This is a genomic window from Paraburkholderia sp. DHOC27 (genome assembly GCF_003429005.1).
Taxonomy (GTDB): Bacteria; Pseudomonadota; Gammaproteobacteria; order Burkholderiales; family Burkholderiaceae; genus Paraburkholderia.
In genome coordinates, this window is record NZ_QVQV01000002.1 from 253,071 (window position 1) to 270,101 (window position 17,031).

At 61.7% G+C, this 17,031-nt stretch carries 12 protein-coding genes and 3 tRNA genes; 3 read left to right on the forward strand and 12 right to left on the reverse strand.

What is annotated here, in order from left to right:
* Window positions 1-37: 37 nt before the first annotated feature.
* The 8 genes from D0B32_RS09390 to tig all read right to left on the reverse strand — a co-directional run bounded on the left by D0B32_RS09390 (window position 38) and on the right by tig (window position 9,298).
* Window positions 38-1,972, reverse strand: a complete 1,935-nt coding sequence (locus tag D0B32_RS09390) for a SurA N-terminal domain-containing protein (RefSeq protein WP_117333690.1) — start codon at window positions 1,970-1,972, stop codon at window positions 38-40.
* Between the two features lie 85 nt (window positions 1,973-2,057).
* A tRNA-Asp gene (locus tag D0B32_RS09395) sits at window positions 2,058-2,134 on the reverse strand.
* A gap of 36 nt (window positions 2,135-2,170) precedes the next feature.
* A tRNA-Val gene (locus D0B32_RS09400) sits at window positions 2,171-2,246 on the reverse strand.
* A 172-nt stretch (window positions 2,247-2,418) separates the two neighbouring features.
* Window positions 2,419-2,691, reverse strand: a complete 273-nt coding sequence (locus D0B32_RS09405) for an HU family DNA-binding protein (RefSeq protein WP_117333691.1) — start codon at window positions 2,689-2,691, stop codon at window positions 2,419-2,421.
* Window positions 2,692-3,055: 364 nt separating this feature from the next.
* Window positions 3,056-5,473 (reverse strand): endopeptidase La, encoded by a 2,418-nt coding sequence (gene lon, locus D0B32_RS09410; protein WP_117333692.1) that lies wholly within the window; start codon window positions 5,471-5,473, stop codon window positions 3,056-3,058.
* Between the two features lie 183 nt (window positions 5,474-5,656).
* A complete protein-coding gene (clpX, locus tag D0B32_RS09415) occupies window positions 5,657-6,928 on the reverse strand; it encodes an ATP-dependent Clp protease ATP-binding subunit ClpX (RefSeq protein ID WP_117333693.1) in 1,272 nt (423 codons plus the stop codon).
* Window positions 6,929-7,129: 201 nt separating this feature from the next.
* The gene (gene clpP, locus D0B32_RS09420; RefSeq protein WP_117333694.1) at window positions 7,130-7,783 is read right to left on the reverse strand and encodes an ATP-dependent Clp endopeptidase proteolytic subunit ClpP; all 654 of its coding nucleotides are present in this window, start codon (window positions 7,781-7,783) and stop codon (window positions 7,130-7,132) included.
* A gap of 165 nt (window positions 7,784-7,948) precedes the next feature.
* Complete coding sequence (gene tig / locus D0B32_RS09425) at window positions 7,949-9,298, reverse strand: trigger factor (protein ID WP_117333695.1); 1,350 nt, start codon at window positions 9,296-9,298, stop codon at window positions 7,949-7,951.
* A gap of 465 nt (window positions 9,299-9,763) precedes the next feature.
* On the opposite strand from tig, the gene D0B32_RS09430 reads away from it, so the two are divergent.
* Window positions 9,764-10,909, forward strand: a complete 1,146-nt coding sequence (locus D0B32_RS09430) for a glycerate kinase (RefSeq protein ID WP_117333696.1) — start codon at window positions 9,764-9,766, stop codon at window positions 10,907-10,909.
* Between the two features lie 65 nt (window positions 10,910-10,974).
* A complete protein-coding gene (locus tag D0B32_RS09435; protein WP_117333697.1) occupies window positions 10,975-11,427 on the forward strand; it encodes a MarR family winged helix-turn-helix transcriptional regulator in 453 nt (150 codons plus the stop codon).
* A 158-nt stretch (window positions 11,428-11,585) separates the two neighbouring features.
* Here the strand turns inward: D0B32_RS09435 and D0B32_RS09440 are convergent, their stop codons facing one another.
* Window positions 11,586-12,572, reverse strand: coding sequence for a 2-dehydropantoate 2-reductase (locus tag D0B32_RS09440; protein WP_117333698.1), 987 nt, complete (start codon window positions 12,570-12,572; stop codon window positions 11,586-11,588).
* 124 nt (window positions 12,573-12,696) lie between these two features.
* A complete protein-coding gene (locus D0B32_RS09445) occupies window positions 12,697-13,530 on the reverse strand; it encodes a squalene/phytoene synthase family protein (protein ID WP_117333699.1) in 834 nt (277 codons plus the stop codon).
* 231 nt (window positions 13,531-13,761) lie between these two features.
* Between D0B32_RS09445 and D0B32_RS09450 the strand changes: the two genes are divergently transcribed.
* Window positions 13,762-13,848, forward strand: a tRNA-Leu gene (locus D0B32_RS09450).
* Between the two features lie 87 nt (window positions 13,849-13,935).
* Here D0B32_RS09450 and D0B32_RS09455 read toward each other — a convergent pair.
* Window positions 13,936-15,171: a DUF1501 domain-containing protein gene (locus D0B32_RS09455; protein WP_117333700.1), complete on the reverse strand. Its 1,236-nt coding sequence runs from the start codon at window positions 15,169-15,171 to the stop codon at window positions 13,936-13,938.
* Between the two features lie 28 nt (window positions 15,172-15,199).
* Window positions 15,200-16,669: a DUF1800 family protein gene (locus D0B32_RS09460; RefSeq protein WP_117334152.1), complete on the reverse strand. Its 1,470-nt coding sequence runs from the start codon at window positions 16,667-16,669 to the stop codon at window positions 15,200-15,202.
* Window positions 16,670-17,031 lie beyond the last annotated feature (362 nt).

Below are 17,031 nucleotides of genomic sequence, written 5' to 3' on the forward strand. Positions count from 1 at the left end.
CTTATTGATCAAGTTAGTGACCAACTCAGTGATCAACTTATTGATCACCGCCCGGCTGGCCCGCGTCTAGCGAACCATAAAACTTCACCTTCGAGCGGGCACGCAGCGCGTCGATATACGCGGTCATCTCCGATTGCGCTTCGACCTGCGCGATCTGCTGTTGCGCAGCGGTCAGACGCTGCGGATCGATGGGCGCGCCGGGCAGCACGGCATTGACACGATAGATCGCATAGCCGTCATCACCCAGATCGACGCCGACGTAGGCGGGCAACTTTTGCCCGTTCGCCTTGTAGATCGCGCTCAATGCGGCAGGCGGCAATCCCTGTGCGTCGTTGCGCGAAACCTTCACCGGTGCGGCAAACCCAGTGGTTGCATTCGACTTCTGCAATTCAGCCAGTTTCGCGACGCCATCCTTGTGCGCCATTTCGTCGGCTTGCACGGCGATGACCTTCTGACGCACGGCGTCCTTGACGACATCCAGCGGCGGCACGGCGGCCGGCTTGAAGTCCGTCACGTGTGCCGCGATGAGCGTGTTGCTGCCCACGTCGATGGCTTGCGTATTGTTGCGAGCCTGTGCCGAGTCGTTCGCGAACACCGCGCTCAGGAACTTCGGATTGTTCAACGGGCTCGTGGGCGGCAAACCGGTGTTGGGTTGCGGCGTGACGGTGGCCGTCTGGATCTGCAGCTTGTACTTGTCGGCCGCTGGCTGCAAGCTCTTCGCCTTCTCGTAGACCAGCGAGGTGAAGCCGTCGGAGTCGTCGCTGAACTGCTTGGCCGCCATTTGCGCCGTCAGGTCTTTCGCGATCGCATCCTTCACCGTGTCGAACGGCTGCGTAACGGACGGCTTCACGTCCGTCGCCTTCAGGATCAGATAGCCCACGTCGGTCGTCACCACGTCGCTGATTTCGTCCTTCTTCAGCTTGAACGCAGCATCGTCGAACGCCGGACCGCCTGCCATCATCTTCGGACCGAAGTAGCCCAGATCGCCGCCCTTCGATGCCGAGGCCGGATCCTGCGAACTCTGCTCGGCGATCTTGCCGAAGTCATCCGGATGCGCCTTCACCTGTGCAAGCAACGCGTCGGCCTTCTGCTTCGCAGCCGTCTTGTCCGCCGCGCTCGCATTCGGCGCGACGGAAACGAGGATCAGGCTCGCGCGCATCTGCGGTGCGGTCTGATAGTGTGCGATGTTCTCGTCGTAGTACTTCTTCAGATCGGCGTCGCCCGGCTGAATGGCTGCGGCGAGCGTGGCCGGTGACAACACCAGGTACTGAATCGAGGCCGTGGCCGGCGTCGCGAAGTCGTTGCGATGCGCATCGTAGTAGGCCTGCAACTGCGCATCCGTGGGCTGCACTTTCGACGCATAGTCATGCGGATTGAACGCGAGGCTCTGCACTTCGCGCTGCTGCTCCGACAGGTCCGTCAGATGCTGCGCGAGCGTCTTCGACGTGAAGGCACTGCCCTCGATGCTGCCCGGCAACTGTTGCGTCGCCAACGTGTAACGCACGCGCTCGTCATACTGATCGGGCGTCATGCCCTGCATGGCGAGCAGTTCCTTGTAGCGATTCACATCAATGGAACCGTCAGGATTCTTGAGCGATGAAATGACCGGGTCGCTCAACAACGTGCGACGCACCGCATCGTCCGACGCCGTCAGATGCAGACGCTGCGTTTCGTCAGCGAGCACGCGCTGCTCGATCAAACCATCGAGCATTTCCTTGCGACGCTCCGGCGTATCGAACGACTTCATGTCGAACTGGGCGCCGAGCATTTGACGCGCACGGTCCAGCTGTTGACGCATCGCGTCGTCGTATGCGACACGCGTGATCTTGTGACCGTTGACGCTGGCGACGTTGGCGCTCTCGTCAAAGAAGCCACGGAAGCCCTGGATACCGACAAAACCCAACCCCGGCACGATGACGAGGATGAGCATGAACATCATCAGGCGTTTGTGATTGCGAAAGAAATCGAGCATGCGTAAGGATGCCAAAAACGGAACGCCCGATCTTACAACAGCGGGCAATAAAAAAGGCGAACCGGAGTTCGCCTTTCAAGGATACTGGCGGAGTGGACGGGACTCGAACCCGCGACCCCCGGCGTGACAGGCCGGTATTCTAACCGACTGAACTACCACTCCTTCTACTACGCTTGTGCTGCGTGCCGAACCGGAAGCTGGTGGGTGCTGAGAGGCTCGAACTCCCGACCTACGCCTTGTAAGGGCGCCGCTCTACCAACTGAGCTAAGCACCCGCTTCGCGATTCCGCTTATTGATCCTGCTTATTGATCCTGCTTATTGATCCTGCCTACTACCTGATGCTACTTGAGTGACGCGTTATTCAGAGCCGCGATTCAGACAGTTATTTCAAACCTATCCGATTCAATTAGCCTTGAAAACCGTCGCACCCTTATGCAGCAAGTCGATTAGTTTAGCGCATCTTTTAGCGCTTTGCCAGGCCTAAATTTGGGCACTTTCGCTGCCTTGATCTTGATCGCTGCGCCGGTGCGCGGATTGCGACCCGTGCGCGCAGTGCGCTTGCCAACCGCGAACGTGCCGAAGCCAACCAGTGTGACCGAACCACCCTTCTTCAACGCGCCTTTCACTCCACCGATCACGGCATCCAGTGCGCGCCCTGCTGCCGCTTTCGAAATGTCGGCTTCTTGCGCGATGTGATCGATCAAATCCGTTTTATTCATTCCAACCCCCGAGAATGTCATTGGGCAATCGTGATGGCGCTTGAGTGCGCCGGGTATTCATGCAGCACGGCCTTAGCGCCGGGCGAACTCATTAGAATGGGCCGAAACCCTTGTGTCAAGCGGGGTTGCGCCGGATTAGAGGGAGTGTGAAAGACGCCATTGATGACAAAATATTGCGGCTGGGCGCGGCGCAAACGTATCACTGCGCGAGTACGACGCCTGAAGTTCAAAAGGTGGGAAAACGCCCGCGTCCCGGCACGATTCGCATGACCGAACGGGCGTGAATAAAAACCAGAAAAGCAAAGAAAAACCCGCGGACAGAGCCGCGGGTTTGGGTCATGCACACACTGACGTGTCGGGTTGCTTAATGCTTCACGACGTCCGTTGCTGCGTCTTTGCCCGGTTCAGCTGCAACCGGTGTCGCCTTCGGTTCTTCTTCCGGCAACGCCTCGGGCACACGCTCGAGCGCCAGTTCCAGCACCTTGTCGATCCAGCGGACCGGCACGATCTCGATCGCGTTCTTCACGTTGTCCGGAATCTCCGTCAAGTCCTTGACGTTTTCTTCCGGGATCAGCACGAGCTTGATGCCGCCGCGATGCGCCGCGAGCAACTTCTCTTTCAGACCGCCGATGGGCAGCACTTCACCACGCAACGTGATTTCACCCGTCATGGCGACATCAGCGCGCACCGGAATACCGGTCAGCACCGACACCAGCGCGGTGGTCATTGCGATACCGGCGGACGGGCCGTCCTTCGGCGTCGCACCTTCCGGCACGTGGATGTGAATGTCCTGCTTCTCGAACGCTTCGTCCTTGACACCCAGACGGCGCGAACGCGAACGAACCACCGAGCGTGCTGCCTCGACCGATTCCTTCATCACGTCGCCGAGCGAACCGGTGCGAATCACGTTGCCCTTACCCGGCATCACCGCAGCTTCGATGGTCAGCAGATCGCCGCCCACTTCCGTCCACGCGAGACCCGTGACCTGGCCCACCTGATTTTCCTTCGCAGCCAGACCGAAGTCGTACTTGCGCACGCCGAGGAAGGTGTCGAGATTGCTGCCGTCGACCTTCACCGCGCCCGCCGCCTTCTTCAGCAGAAGCATCTTCACGACCTTGCGGCAGATCTTCGAGATTTCACGCTCGAGCGAACGCACGCCCGCTTCACGCGTGTAGTAACGAATGATGTCGCGAATTGCCGTTTCAGTGACATCGACCTCGCCATCCTTGAGGCCGTTGTTCTTCTTCTGCTTCGGCAACAGGTAGCGTTGCGCGATGCTGACCTTCTCGTCTTCCGTGTAACCCGACAGACGGATCACTTCCATCCGGTCGAGCAGCGGCGGCGGAATGTTCAGCGAGTTCGACGTCGCCACGAACATCACGTCCGACAGATCGAAGTCGACTTCGACGTAGTGGTCAGCGAACGTATGGTTCTGTTCCGGATCGAGCACTTCCAGCAAGGCCGACGACGGATCGCCGCGGAAATCCTGGCCCATCTTGTCGACTTCGTCGAGCAGGAAGAGCGGATTGCGCACGCCGACCTTGGTCAGGCTTTGCAGGATCTTGCCGGGCATCGAACCGATGTAGGTCCGACGGTGGCCGCGAATCTCGGCCTCGTCGCGCACGCCACCGAGTGCCATACGCACGAACTTGCGATTCGTTGCGCGTGCAATCGATTGACCCAGCGACGTCTTGCCAACACCCGGAGGCCCAACGAGGCACAGGATCGGCGCCTTGACCTTGTCCACGCGTTGCTGGACCGCAAGATATTCGAGAATCCGTTCCTTGACTTTCTCGAGGCCGAAGTGGTCTTCGTCGAGCACGCGTTCCGCATTCGAGAGGTCGTTGTTGACCTTGCTCTTCTTGCGCCACGGCAGGCCGATCAGCGTGTCGATGTAGTTGCGCACGACAGTGGCTTCAGCCGACATCGGCGACATCAGCTTGAGCTTCTTCAGCTCGGCGTCGGCCTTCTTCTTGGCTTCCTTCGGCATGCGCGCGGCCGTGATGCGCTTCTCGAGTTCTTCGAGATCCGCACCTTCTTCGCCTTCGCCCAGTTCCTTCTGGATCGCCTTGACCTGCTCGTTCAGGTAGTACTCGCGCTGGCTCTTCTCCATCTGGCGTTTCACACGCCCACGGATGCGCTTTTCCACCTGCAGGATGTCGATCTCGGCTTCGAGTTGCGCGAGCAGATGCTCGAGACGCTCGATGACCGGGAACATCTCGAGGATGTGTTGCTTCTGGTCGAGCTTGAGCGGCAGATGTGCCGCGATCGTGTCGGCCAGACGGCCGGCTTCGTCGATGCCGGAAAGCGACGTCAGAATTTCCGGCGGGATCTTCTTGTTCAGCTTCACGTACTGGTCGAACTGCGACACGATCGCGCGGCGCAGCGCTTCAGTTTCGGCGCTGTCGGCGTGGTCGGGTTCGAGCGGCATGACTTCGCACGAAAACTGCGTTTCCTGTTCTTCAATGGAAAGCGTCTTCGCGCGCTGCAGACCTTCGACGAGCACCTTCACAGTGCCGTCAGGCAGCTTGAGCATTTGCAGGATGTTGGCAATACACCCTACTTCGTACATGTCCTTTTCGGTCGGCTCATCTTTGGCAGCCGTCTTTTGGGCGACGAGCATGATGTGCTTGCCGCCTTCCATTGCTGCTTCGAGAGCCTTGATCGACTTCGGGCGGCCTACGAAGAGCGGAATCACCATGTGCGGGAATACGACTACATCACGCAGCGGGAGCAGCGGGAGCGTAGTGCGTTCCGGCGGAAGGAGTTGGGTTCCTGACATTTCATTTCCCCATGAGTGGTATCAGTTCGTTCGATAGGTGAGGCCTGCAAAAACGATTACAAGGCCTCCGCGTGTGGGAAAAGTTCAGTGACTCCAAAGGAAACACAACCATCCTAACCCAAGATAAACAAAAAAGCCGTTCACGTTGCCATGAACGGCTTTTTTTGCAAAAGCTTTAGCCGATCAATTCGAACCCGCGACCTTGGGCGCGTCTTCGTAGATCAGCAGCGGCTTGCCGTCGCCGTCGATCACGTTGTCGTCGATGATGACCTTGCTCACGCCTTTCATCGCCGGCAGTTCGTACATGACGTCAAGCAAAGCCTGTTCCAGGATCGAGCGCAGACCGCGTGCCCCCGTCTTGCGACGAATGGCCTTGCGCGCGACCGCCTGCAACGCAGCGGGACGGATCTCGAGTTCAACGCGTTCCATGTTGAACAGCTTGTGGTACTGCTTGACGAGCGCGTTCTTCGGCTCGACGAGAATCTTCATCAGCGCCGCTTCGTCGAGCTTGCCGAGCGTGGCCACCACCGGCAGACGGCCGATCAGCTCAGGGATCAAACCGAACTTGATCAGGTCTTCAGGCTCCACTTCGCGCAGCACTTCGCCGGCGTCGCGGTCCTGCTTGCTCTTCACGCTGGCCCCAAAACCAATGCCGGTCTTTTCCGTGCGGTCGACGATGACCTTTTCGAGGCCGTCGAACGCGCCGCCACAGATGAACAGGATGTTGGTGGTGTCGACCTGGATGAAGTCCTGATTCGGGTGCTTGCGGCCGCCTTGCGGCGGCACCGACGCCATCGTGCCTTCCACCAGCTTCAGCAACGCCTGCTGCACGCCTTCGCCCGACACGTCGCGCGTAATGGACGGGTTGTCCGACTTACGGCTGATCTTGTCGATTTCGTCGATGTAGACGATGCCGCGCTGGGCCTTGTCCACTTCGTAGTTGCAGTTCTGCAGGAGCTTCTGAATGATGTTTTCGACGTCTTCGCCGACGTAGCCGGCTTCCGTCAACGTGGTGGCGTCAGCAATGACGAACGGCACGTTCAGCAGCCGCGCGAGCGTCTGGGCGAGCAAGGTCTTGCCGGAGCCGGTCGGGCCGATCAGCAGGATGTTGCTCTTGGACAGCTCGATTTCGTCTTTCTTGTCGAGGTGCTTGAGGCGCTTGTAGTGGTTGTACACCGCCACTGCGAGAATCTTCTTCGCACGTTCCTGACCGATCACGTACTGGTCGAGAATTTCGCGGATTTCCTGCGGGCTCGGCAGATCGGACTTGGACAGCCCCGCCTCGATGCCCGCGCCTGCAGCCTCGTCGCGGATGATTTCGTTGCACAGGTCGATACATTCATCGCAGATGAAGACCGACGGGCCCGCAATCAGCTTCTTGACCTCATGCTGGCTCTTGCCGCAAAACGAGCAATACAACAGCTTTTCGCTGTTAGAACCTTTCTTGTCCGCCATAGATGTATAAGCCTCCGGACACTCGATTACATAATACGCCGTTTGCCCCGGCCCCGCAGACGGGGCCCTGAGCAAAAGCTGTGACGGCGCTTGCCGCAGGCGCTCGGACGAGTCTGATTATTTCACAACATGCCTGCCGCCGTTTTTGCCCTCAATAAAAACACCCGAGGAGGCACTCTATTGGGGCAAAAACGCACCAGATCATGGACGCTTGTGCAGCACCTGGTCGACGAGACCGTAAGCCTGGGCATCGTCGCCGGACATGAAGTTGTCACGGTCGGTGTCACGGGCGATACGCTCGACCGGTTGGCCGGTGTGGTGAGCGAGCAGCTGGTTCAGACGTTCCTTGAGGTACAGGATTTCACGCGCCTGAATCTCGATGTCCGACGCCTGGCCGCGTGCGCCGCCCAGCGGCTGGTGGATCATCACGCGCGCATTCGGCAGCGCAAAACGCTTGCCCTTCGCGCCGGATGCCAGCAGGAACGCGCCCATGCTGGCCGCGAGCCCCATGCACAGCGTCGACACGTCCGGCTTGATGAACTGCATCGTGTCGTAAATCGCCATACCGGCCGAAACCGAACCGCCGGGGCTGTTGATGTAGAAGCTGATGTCCTTGTCCGGATTTTCGCTTTCGAGGAACAACAACTGCGCAACGACGAGGTTAGCCGTCTGGTCGTTCACTTCGCCGACCAGAAACACCACGCGCTCTTTCAGGAGGCGCGAATAGATGTCGTACGAGCGCTCGCCGCGACCGCTCGTTTCCACGACGATCGGCACCAGTCCGAGCGCCTGCGCTTCGAGATCCCGCGACGACTGGGAGGTCAACGTGTCCAGCATTTGAGCGCGAAAGGTCATGCAATAGATCCTTGTCTGGGAATATTTATCAGTACCGGACAGGTAAGTACGGCAACGCAGTATTCAAGTGCGCAAACGGCCAACGCAACCCAGAATAGACACGTAGCACGGAAAAACGGCGTGCGGGCCGTCGCTACGACAGCCGGCACGCCGTTGCAGCGACGCTTACGCTTGCTGCGCCGTTGCGCTTGCCAGCTCTTCGAAGCTCACTTCCTTGTCCGTTACCTTGGCCTTGCTGAGGACGAAATCGACGACGTTGGCTTCAACGACGTACGCTTCCATTTCGGCAAGGCGCTGCTGGTTCGAATAATACCAGCGGACGACTTCCTTCGGGTCCTCATAGCTTTTTGCGAACTCGTCGACTTCAGCACGAATCTGCTCCGGCTTGGCCTGCAGTTCGTTGGCCTTGACCAGCTCGGCCAGCACGAGGCCCAGCTTCACGCGACGCTCAGCCTGTTCCTTGAACATTTCAGCCGGGATCGGCGCGTCAGCGGCGTTCGGCACGCCACGTTGCGTCAGGTCCTGACGGGCCATTTCGACCAGACGCTCCTGATCCTGTTCGATCAGCGCGTTCGGCACGTCGAGTTCCGAAATCTTCAGGAGCGCGTCCATCACCTGATTCTTGACGATGGATTGCGTGCGGCGCTTTGCTTCGCGCTCGAGGTTGTCCTTGATCTCAGCGCGCATCTTCACCAGATCGCCGTCTTCGATACCGAGGGACTTGGCAAACTCACCGTCGATTTCCGGCAGGTGCGCCCACTCGATCTTCTTCATCGTGATGGTGAACTGCGCGGTCTTGCCGGCCACGTCCTTGCCGTGGTAGTCAGCCGGGAATGCCAGATCGAATTCCTTCGAGTCGCCGACCTTCAGGCCGAGCGCTGCCTTTTCGAATTCCGGCAGCATGCGGCCTTCGCCCAGCACGAACGCGAAGTCGTCAGCGCTGCCGCCCTGGAACACTTCACCTTCGATCTTGCCGACGAAGTCGACCGTCACGCGGTCGCCGTCTTTCGCTGCGGTGTCCGCACCGCCGTCGCCATGCTCGCCGGCTTCACCGCGCGCGTGGAAATGCACGCGCTGCTTGCGCAGGATGTCCAGCGTGCGGTCGATTTCCGCTTCGCTGATGGTAGTCGTGGTGCGCTCGATTTCAGCCGTGGCGACGTCGCCCAGCTTGACTTCCGGATACACCTCGAAGGTTGCGTCGAAAGCGTAGTCGCCTTCTGCTGCGTCGACCTTCGGCGCAAAGCTCGGCTGACCGGCCACGCGCAGGTTCTCAGCGCGGCTGATGTCGAAGAATTCCTTGCCGACCTTGTCGCTCAGCACTTCGGCTTCCACCTGGCCCGAATACTGTTGCGTGACCATCTTGAGCGGCACCTTGCCCGGGCGGAAACCCGGCATGCGCACGTTCTTCGCGAGTTGGCGGATACGCGAATCCACTTCCTTCTGCACGGCATCCTTCGGCAGGGAAATCGTGACGCGGCGTTCGAGCTTGCCGAGGTTTTCAACAACGTTAGCCATGGCTTCAATCGTCCTAAAATTATTCGAGCGAATCAGTTATCTTCTGCGTGCCGCCTTTCGATGTCGCTTCGCATCGATCGGGCGCCTGCGCCGCGGGCTTGCAGGCCACCGGCGGCACGGTTTGGGGCTAAAGAGCCGAATATTTTAGCAAACTATTCGCGCGCCTAGCCGGGATTCGATGTTTCGCGCCCATTTTTGTCCCTTTTCCGGCCGTTTGACTGCCTTCCTGCGCGGTTTGCCCGCAGTTTGGCCGCACTGCGCCCGCAGTCCACCAACGGGCTGGTCGCAATCAGGCTGCGCCTTGCCCGCGTCTCGCGCTCTACCTCGCGTGCTTCTGTTCTGCCATGCCCGCTATGCCGTTCGCTATATTCAGCCGCGGGCAGCATGCTGATAAGCTAGCGAACGCGCTCGGACCACATCTCGCGCGCACTGCCATCGCAACGATTCCAACCATCAAGAGACACCATGCCGAACCCGTCGTCCGCGCCCGTCGTCGTCATTGCTCCTGACTCTTTTAAAGGTTCGCTTAGCGCCGAGCAGGTGGCGCAAGCCATTGCCGCCGGCGTGACACGCGCGCGCCCCGACGCCACGGTACGCCTGTGCCCAATGGCCGACGGCGGCGAAGGCACGCTGGACGCCATGCTCACGAGCGGCGGCGAGCGGCGCATGCTCAGCGTACGCGGCGCGGCCGGTCCGGTGCGCGATGCCGCCACCGGTTTGCTGGCCGACGGCAGTGCGATTGTCGAGACTGCGGAGATCGTCGGCATTACGGACCCCGTGGGCATGGGCGTGCCGGTGGAAGCGCGCAGTTCGCGCGGCATGGGCGAAGCGATTCGCGCGCTGCTCGACACCGGCGTACGGCGCTTCTTCGTCGCGCTTGGCGGCAGCAGCACGAATGACGGCGGCGCAGGTCTGCTGGTCGGGCTTGGCCTGAAGCTGTTCGACGCGCAGGACCAGCAACTCGAGCCGACCCCGGAACAGCTGGCGCGTCTTGCCCGGGTGGATGTCACCCAACTCGATGCGCGCCTCGCCGAGACATCGTTCGTGGGCATGTCCGACGTCAACAATCCGCTCACCGGCGAACACGGCGCAACCGCGGTGTTCGGGCCGCAAAAAGGCGTGAAGCCGGACCAGGTAGCCTCGGTAGATGCAGCCCTTGCCCGCTTTGCCGATCTGCTCGAACCCGCGCTCAAGCGCACCGCGCGCGATGAACCGGGTGCGGGCGCCGCCGGTGGACTCGGTTTCGCGCTGGCCATGCTCGGCGCCCAGTTCGAGCCGGGCGCGGAAACGGTCGCGCGTGAGGTCGGCCTCGATGCGGCGCTCGCCGGCGCGGATTGGCTCATCACCGGCGAAGGCCGCTCCGACGTGCAGACCCTGCACGGCAAGGCACCCTTCATCGCATGCGCCCATGCGCGCGCCGCAGGCGTGCCTACGACGCTGTTATCGGGCGGCGTGGATGCTGCCGCCCTGCCGCGACTCGCCGAACACTTCAGCGGCTGCTTCTCGCCGGCTCCGGGACCGATCACGCTCGAGGTCGCGATCCGCGACGCAGCTCGACTGCTCACCAACGAAGCGGAACAATTGACCCGGCTGAAATACGGCGTGCGTTGACCGGTGCGGCGGTTGCGGCAACAATCAGAACGCCACGACCGCTTTCACCTACGACCGGGACGACCATGAAGGCCTCCGCCAAAGCCGGACTCGAGCAGTTTCTGACCTATCGCCTGCATGTGTTGAACAAACTCGCTGAACGCGGCATCGGAGAACGCTATCAGGAGAAGCTCGGCGTGACGTTGCCGGAAGCGCGCGTGATTGCGTCGGTTGGCTCGTTTGGTCCGTTTTCGATCATGGATCTGGCGCGCCATGCAAACCTCGACAAGAGCCAGGCAAGCCGCGCCGCTGAAGCGCTGATCAAGCAGGGGCTCGTGCAACGCGAGGCCAGCGAGGTCGATGGGCGCGTCGTATTGATTTCGCTCACCGTCGAAGGACGCGCGCTGTATCGTAAGGTGATGCCGATCGCCCGCAAGTGGAATACCGATCTGTTCGATTGTCTCGATGAAGATGAACAGGCTGCGTTGGGTGCCGCGCTCGATCGCATCATCGAAAGCGTGCAGGCGCGCACGGGTTGAGGCTGCGCGCGGCGCATCATCACGGCGAGCCGAAATTTGTTACGTCGTGGCTTCGATACGGCACTCCACTGCTGTGAGTTCTGCGTGACACGCGCAGCAATCACGCCCTCACCTGTTGCCAGCCGCTACTATCAGACGCAACACGCCACGAACCACCCTCAAAGCCCGCTATTCGCCGCACGCTGTCGCAACAACCCCAGCACCGCGTCGCAGAACGGCGTCGGCACATCCAGCTTGCGGCCCAGTTCGGGGAACACGCCGAGGATCGGCTCGATTTCGAGCGGACGCCCCGCTTCGAAATCCTGCAGCATCGAGGTACGGAAGGCACCCAGCCTGCGCGTGACTTCGACGCGTTGGGGCGCTGTCATTCCTGTCGACAGACCAAGGCGCGCGCCAATGGCCTCCGCCTCCTCCATCATCCGCAAGACGAGCGCATGCGTGAGCGGATCGTCGAGAAGCCGGTCCGCCGTCGAACCCGTCAACGCGCTCAACGGATTCATGTTCATGTTGCCCCACAGCTTGGCCCAGATTTCCCCGCGAATCTCGCCGCTGGATTCGACCTCGAAGCCACCTTCCTGCAAGGCCGCTGCGAATACGTTCGCGGGCTCGGCCAGCAACGCGGACGGCGCGCCGACGATCAGGCGATTGCCACGGCCGCGTCGGATGACGCCTGGCGCATCCGTGGACGACGACAGATGCACCACGCAGCCAATGGAGCGCGCCGGCGGCAATGCAGCCGACACCACGCCGCCGGGATCGACCGCCTCGATGATCTGATGCGCGGGTCCGCCCGTCGCGTCGTGCAGAAACCACCACGGCAAGCCATTCATCGCGGCCACGATGACCGTGTCCGGTCCGATCAACGGCGCGAGGCTCGTCGCAATCGCCGGCAACGCCTGGGCCTTGAGCGCGAGCACCACGAAGTCCTGCACGCCGAGCACGGCGGGATCGCTTTGCGCGTCAACGAGCGCGACGGTTTCGCGCTCGCCGTCGACGATCCGGATACCGTCCGCACGAATCGCGTCGAGCGTTTTGCCGCGCGCGAGCACGCTGACTGCGTGCCCCGCCCGCGCGAGCGCAGCGGCCATTAGCCCGCCGATCGCGCCGGCTCCGACCACCGTGGTCCGCACTGGTTGAACGTTCATCTATGCCTCACTCTTCGAAAGTCAGATCAGGGTGCGGGGTGCACGCATCAGCAAGGTTCGTTGCGCCTGCAACCAGCTCGCCAACCAGTTGAACCCGCAAAACGTCCACAGTCATCCCAACGCGCTAGCGCTGCCGCGCCGCCCGCCACGCGATCCACAGCTTGCGCACCGGCGTCAACGCAATACGCTGATGCAGCACGTGATACCCATCCCGTTCGATCTCGTCGAGCAGTGCCAGCGCGAGCGCACCGAGCGCGCGCAAGGTGCGCTGCGCGCGACGTTCAGCGGCCGGTATGCCGGCAAGAGCGGCGGTGATCGCCTCGCGTGCGCGCTTTGTCTGAAAGCGCATCAATTCAGTGAATGCGTCGCTATATTTGCGGTTGATCACATCTGCCGCCGTCACGTTGAAACGCTGCATCTCGTCGATGGGAACGTAGATGCGGCCATGACGCGCGTCGTTGCCGAGATCCGCAATCAACTGGGCCTGCAACAACGCCTCGCCCAACGGCGCAGCCCAGGCGCTCGCCTGTTGCGGGTCAGTGGCCGTCGCGCGCGCCACCAGTGCCGCGAAACTGCCGCCCACCCCTTGCAGATAGCGGCGCAAATTCGGGTAGTCGAGGTAGCGAGCCTGGTCGAGATCCATTTCGAAACCGGCCAGCAGCGTTTGCAATGCCGGATACTCCGCGGACACGTTAGGCAGATACGCCGCCAACGCCTTTGATACCGGATGCGACGGCTCACCCGCGGCGAGCGCGGCGAGTTCCTTTTGCCACCAGGCGAGCTTGGTGCGGCCGATAGTCGGGTCACTGGTCTCCTTCACCGTCTCTTCCAGTTCGCGACGTAGCGCGAACAGGGCGGTCAGGAGCGGCTGGCGCGCCGCGGACGCCTGGCGCAGCGCGTAGTAGCTGCTCGAGCCGGGAGGCGCCGCCTTCTGCTGGCAATATTCGTCGAAATTCACTTGAATGGAGTGTGGGGGTGACGCAGTGGATGCACGGCCTAGTCGCCGTGCGGACGATAGCCAAAAATTGTAGCATCGACATGCAAAGCGCAAATGCAGACAAGCGCAAATCAATCGGTTAGAATCTCGCGCTTACGCTTTCGGGCGCTTGTCGGGCCGGTGGTTTTGCGGTCTGCGGCGGCTGCGGGCGAGCCAGACATCGGGTATCGCGCATACGCGCTTTGTCCGGCTGCGAGGATGGCGAAATTGGTAGACGCACCAGGTTTAGGTCCTGACGCCAGCAATGGTGTAGGGGTTCGAGTCCCCTTCCTCGCACCACGTATTTGAAAACCCCGCCGGCTACTTTCCGGCGGGGTTTTTGTTTTTTGCAGCGCCGCTGCGTCGGGCAACGGCGCAATGAAACGCCTAAGCCCGCAGCAAGGGCATAGGCTCGAAACGCTGCTGCAACACCGCTGTCGCATCCAGCCCCCACCAGGGGCCCAACACGGTTGCATACAGTTGACGGAAGTCGACGCCCACCGGCAGGTTGCCGCTGCCGTCAAGTTGAGTCAGCACCGGCGGCGCGCCGTACAGGCCGCCGCGCACCCGCCCGCCCATCACGAAGTGCGGCGCAACTGTGCCGTGATCGGTGCCGTTGCTCTGGTTCTCGCGCGGACGCCGGCCGAACTCCGCGTACGTCATCACGAGCGTGTCATTCCAGCGGCCGAGTTCGACCAGCGCAGCCTTGAGCGACACAAATCCCTCCGCCAGTTGCTTGAGCAGCGCCGCCTGCTGACCCGGCTGATTCTGGTGCGTATCGAAGCCATTCAAGGTCAGGCGAATCACCGCCACGCCCTGCCCGTTCACTGGCGCGCCCTGCGGCGTGTCGCCCGCGGCCAGCACCTGCATGGCGGTCTTGATGGACGCGCCGAACGCGCCGGGCGCAAAGCTCGTCTTGAGCGGAAACTGCCCTTCACGCGGACGCAGACGGTCGGCCGCTTTCACGATGTCGTTCTCGACATCCAGAATATGCGCAAGCTCGGGATTGCGTTCATGCAACGAAACCGGCGTGGCCAGGCGCGCAGCCTTCACGAATTGCGCCGGATTCACCAGCGCAATGGCACGCGCGCCATTGGCAAGCGGTCCCATTTCAGCACTGCCAATCACCACGCCGTCAGCGGCAAAACCCGGCGGCACCGCGTGCTGCGCGAACGCACGCGTGAGCCATCCCTCGCGCAGATATTGATCAGAACGTGAAGCGGTGTCCCAGATCTCGATGGAGCGAAAGTGCGACAGGTTCGGTTGCGCATAGCTGACGCCTTGCACGATGGCCAGTTGCTGGCTCTGCCAGAGCGGCATGAGCGGTTGCAGTGACGGATGCAGGGCCGTGCGCTCGTCGAGCTGGATCACCTGCTCGCGTTTGAGGCCGATGTTCTTGCGCAGCGCGTAATAAGTGGGATCGGCATACGGAATCACGGTATTCAAACCGTCGTTGCCGCCCTTCAGCTCCACGAGGATCAGCAGATTGTCGTAGCCACGACTGCGCATGGCGGCATCTGCTGGACTCAGCCCAGACTGCTGCGGCTGCGCGGACTGCGCGGCGAACGCGCGCGGCAACCACAGCGCAGCGCCTGCTATCGAAAGGAAGTCGCGCCGTTTCATGCTGCACCTCGTGCGGGTTGGACGCTCATCACTTCAACTGAAAAGCCGGATCCATCAACAACGCCTCCAGATAGGCGCTGCCGGTCGAGTCGGTTTCGATGGCGTCGACCGGCGTGATCGGCAGCACGGCATGCTGCAACTGCAATTCCGCGGACAGCCCCGGCTTCGCCGCCGGCGCGGTGTGATACTGGGCAAGCCAGGCGTCGATATCGAAGCGTACGCCACCCTGTCCGGCATGAGCCATCGCGCGCCGCAGCATCGCCGCACCTTGTGCGTTCTCGCGCACACCAGGCTGGCTCATAGCGGACGATGGCCGCTTCGCCCCAGCCGCTTCAGTGGCACGGAACAACTGCTCGACGAACTGCTTGCGGGCCAGCAGCGTGGAGCTGTTGATCCAGTTCTCGCCGCCTGGCCAGCCCTTCACATTGGGCGGATAGAACAGGTTCTCGCCGAGCGTGCGCATCTCACCGGCAAACGGCGCGGTGTTGTCGTAGCTGATATCGAATGCGCGCAGCGTGCCCACCACGAACTCCGCAGGCGACTTCACCAGCGTGCCACGATTTTCTTCGTCCCAGAACGCGTCGCTCAGAAATAGGCCGCGCAGTGCTACCTTTGTCTCATAGTGACTAGCACGAAAGCGCTCGGCGATGGGCGCAATGGCGGCGGCATCCGGCGTATCGGAGACGAACTCACGCCACAATTCAGCGGTGATGAAGTTAGCGGTCTCGGGACGGGCGAGCAGGATGTCGAGCACCTGATCGCCGTCGAACGGCCCGCTCTCGCCCAGCACGGTTTTGACGCCGTCATCGTGCTGGTTCGCGCGCCACACGTAAGCGAGGCTGTCGGGGTCGAGACTCCAGCCGGTGTAGGCACGCGCGGCCTCGGACACGTCCCGTTGCGAATAATGGCCCTCGCCCAAGGTGAACAGCTCCATCACCTCGCGTGCGAAATTCTCGTTGGGTTTGCCCTTGCGATTGCCCGCGCCATCGAGGTACTGCAGCATCGCCGGGTCTTTGGCCACCTCGTGCAACAGCTCGCCGAAGTTGCCCAACGCCTCGCGCCGCAGCAGCATGTTCTGTTGCGCCATCAACTGCGGATAACCCACCTTGTCCTGTGCCGAGGTGAAGTGGTTGTGCCACAAGAGCGTCATGCGCTCGGTCAGCGGCGACGGCGTGCTTGCCATTTCACGCACCCACCATGCACGCAGTTCGTCATAACGCTGATTGCGCAGACGTTGTTCGGCCTGACGCTGATCGTCGGTCCATGCCTTGCGTTCATCGCGCGTCGGGACGGGTTCGAGCACCCATGCGGGCATCGGCGTGGCAGCCTCGGTACGGGTTGCCGCGAGCACCTTGTCGACTGCCTGCTCGCGCGTCAGGCCGATGTACTGCGCAAGCTCGGCGTTGTCCGGTGCAAAGCCGGTGCGTGTGAGGAAAAAGCGGGCGTCGTCGGCGTCGAGGAGGGTTTGCGAGGCATCGTCCTGCGTGACGGCGGGCATCTTGTGCACGGTCTCGCGTACATGGTGTGTCTGGTGTTTTGCGGGCTGTTGGGTGACGGCGCCTGGTGCCGCTTGCGTGACGTCAGCCGAAGACGGCGCGGCAAAGGCCCGCGTTTCGAAACCCACTGGCAGCACTGCCGCCGCCATCAGCAGCGTCGCCTTTGCGCTTCGAATCAACGTGAGCGATGCACTCATCTTCGGTTATCCGTGTCCGGCTGATGGGCGCGCATCCGCGAATGCCTACGCGTCTCCCTGATGACGGCTCAACGGCAGATTGAACGCAAAAGTTGACGGGGGAAGTGCAACCAAATTTTTCACGCGGATAGCCGCGCCGCCGCCGCCGTCGCAAAGGAACGATCTGG

What these genes read in the sequence shown, in the direction of transcription:
- lon (WP_117333692.1), bottom strand. Translation starts at nt 5,473, where the DNA reads ATGTCAGGAACCCAACTCCTTCCGCCGGAACGCACTACGCTCCCGCTG.
- D0B32_RS09390 (WP_117333690.1), bottom strand. Translation starts at nt 1,972, where the DNA reads ATGCTCGATTTCTTTCGCAATCACAAACGCCTGATGATGTTCATGCTC.
- D0B32_RS09435 (WP_117333697.1), top strand. Translation starts at nt 10,975, where the DNA reads ATGAAGGCCTCCGCCAAAGCCGGACTCGAGCAGTTTCTGACCTATCGC.
- D0B32_RS09460 (WP_117334152.1), bottom strand. Translation starts at nt 16,669, where the DNA reads ATGCCCGCCGTCACGCAGGACGATGCCTCGCAAACCCTCCTCGACGCC.
- D0B32_RS09405 (WP_117333691.1), bottom strand. Translation starts at nt 2,691, where the DNA reads ATGAATAAAACGGATTTGATCGATCACATCGCGCAAGAAGCCGACATT.
- D0B32_RS09430 (WP_117333696.1), top strand. Translation starts at nt 9,764, where the DNA reads ATGCCGAACCCGTCGTCCGCGCCCGTCGTCGTCATTGCTCCTGACTCT.
- clpP (WP_117333694.1), bottom strand. Translation starts at nt 7,783, where the DNA reads ATGACCTTTCGCGCTCAAATGCTGGACACGTTGACCTCCCAGTCGTCG.
- tig (WP_117333695.1), bottom strand. Translation starts at nt 9,298, where the DNA reads ATGGCTAACGTTGTTGAAAACCTCGGCAAGCTCGAACGCCGCGTCACG.
- clpX (WP_117333693.1), bottom strand. Translation starts at nt 6,928, where the DNA reads ATGGCGGACAAGAAAGGTTCTAACAGCGAAAAGCTGTTGTATTGCTCG.
- D0B32_RS09440 (WP_117333698.1), bottom strand. Translation starts at nt 12,572, where the DNA reads ATGAACGTTCAACCAGTGCGGACCACGGTGGTCGGAGCCGGCGCGATC.
- D0B32_RS09455 (WP_117333700.1), bottom strand. Translation starts at nt 15,171, where the DNA reads ATGAAACGGCGCGACTTCCTTTCGATAGCAGGCGCTGCGCTGTGGTTG.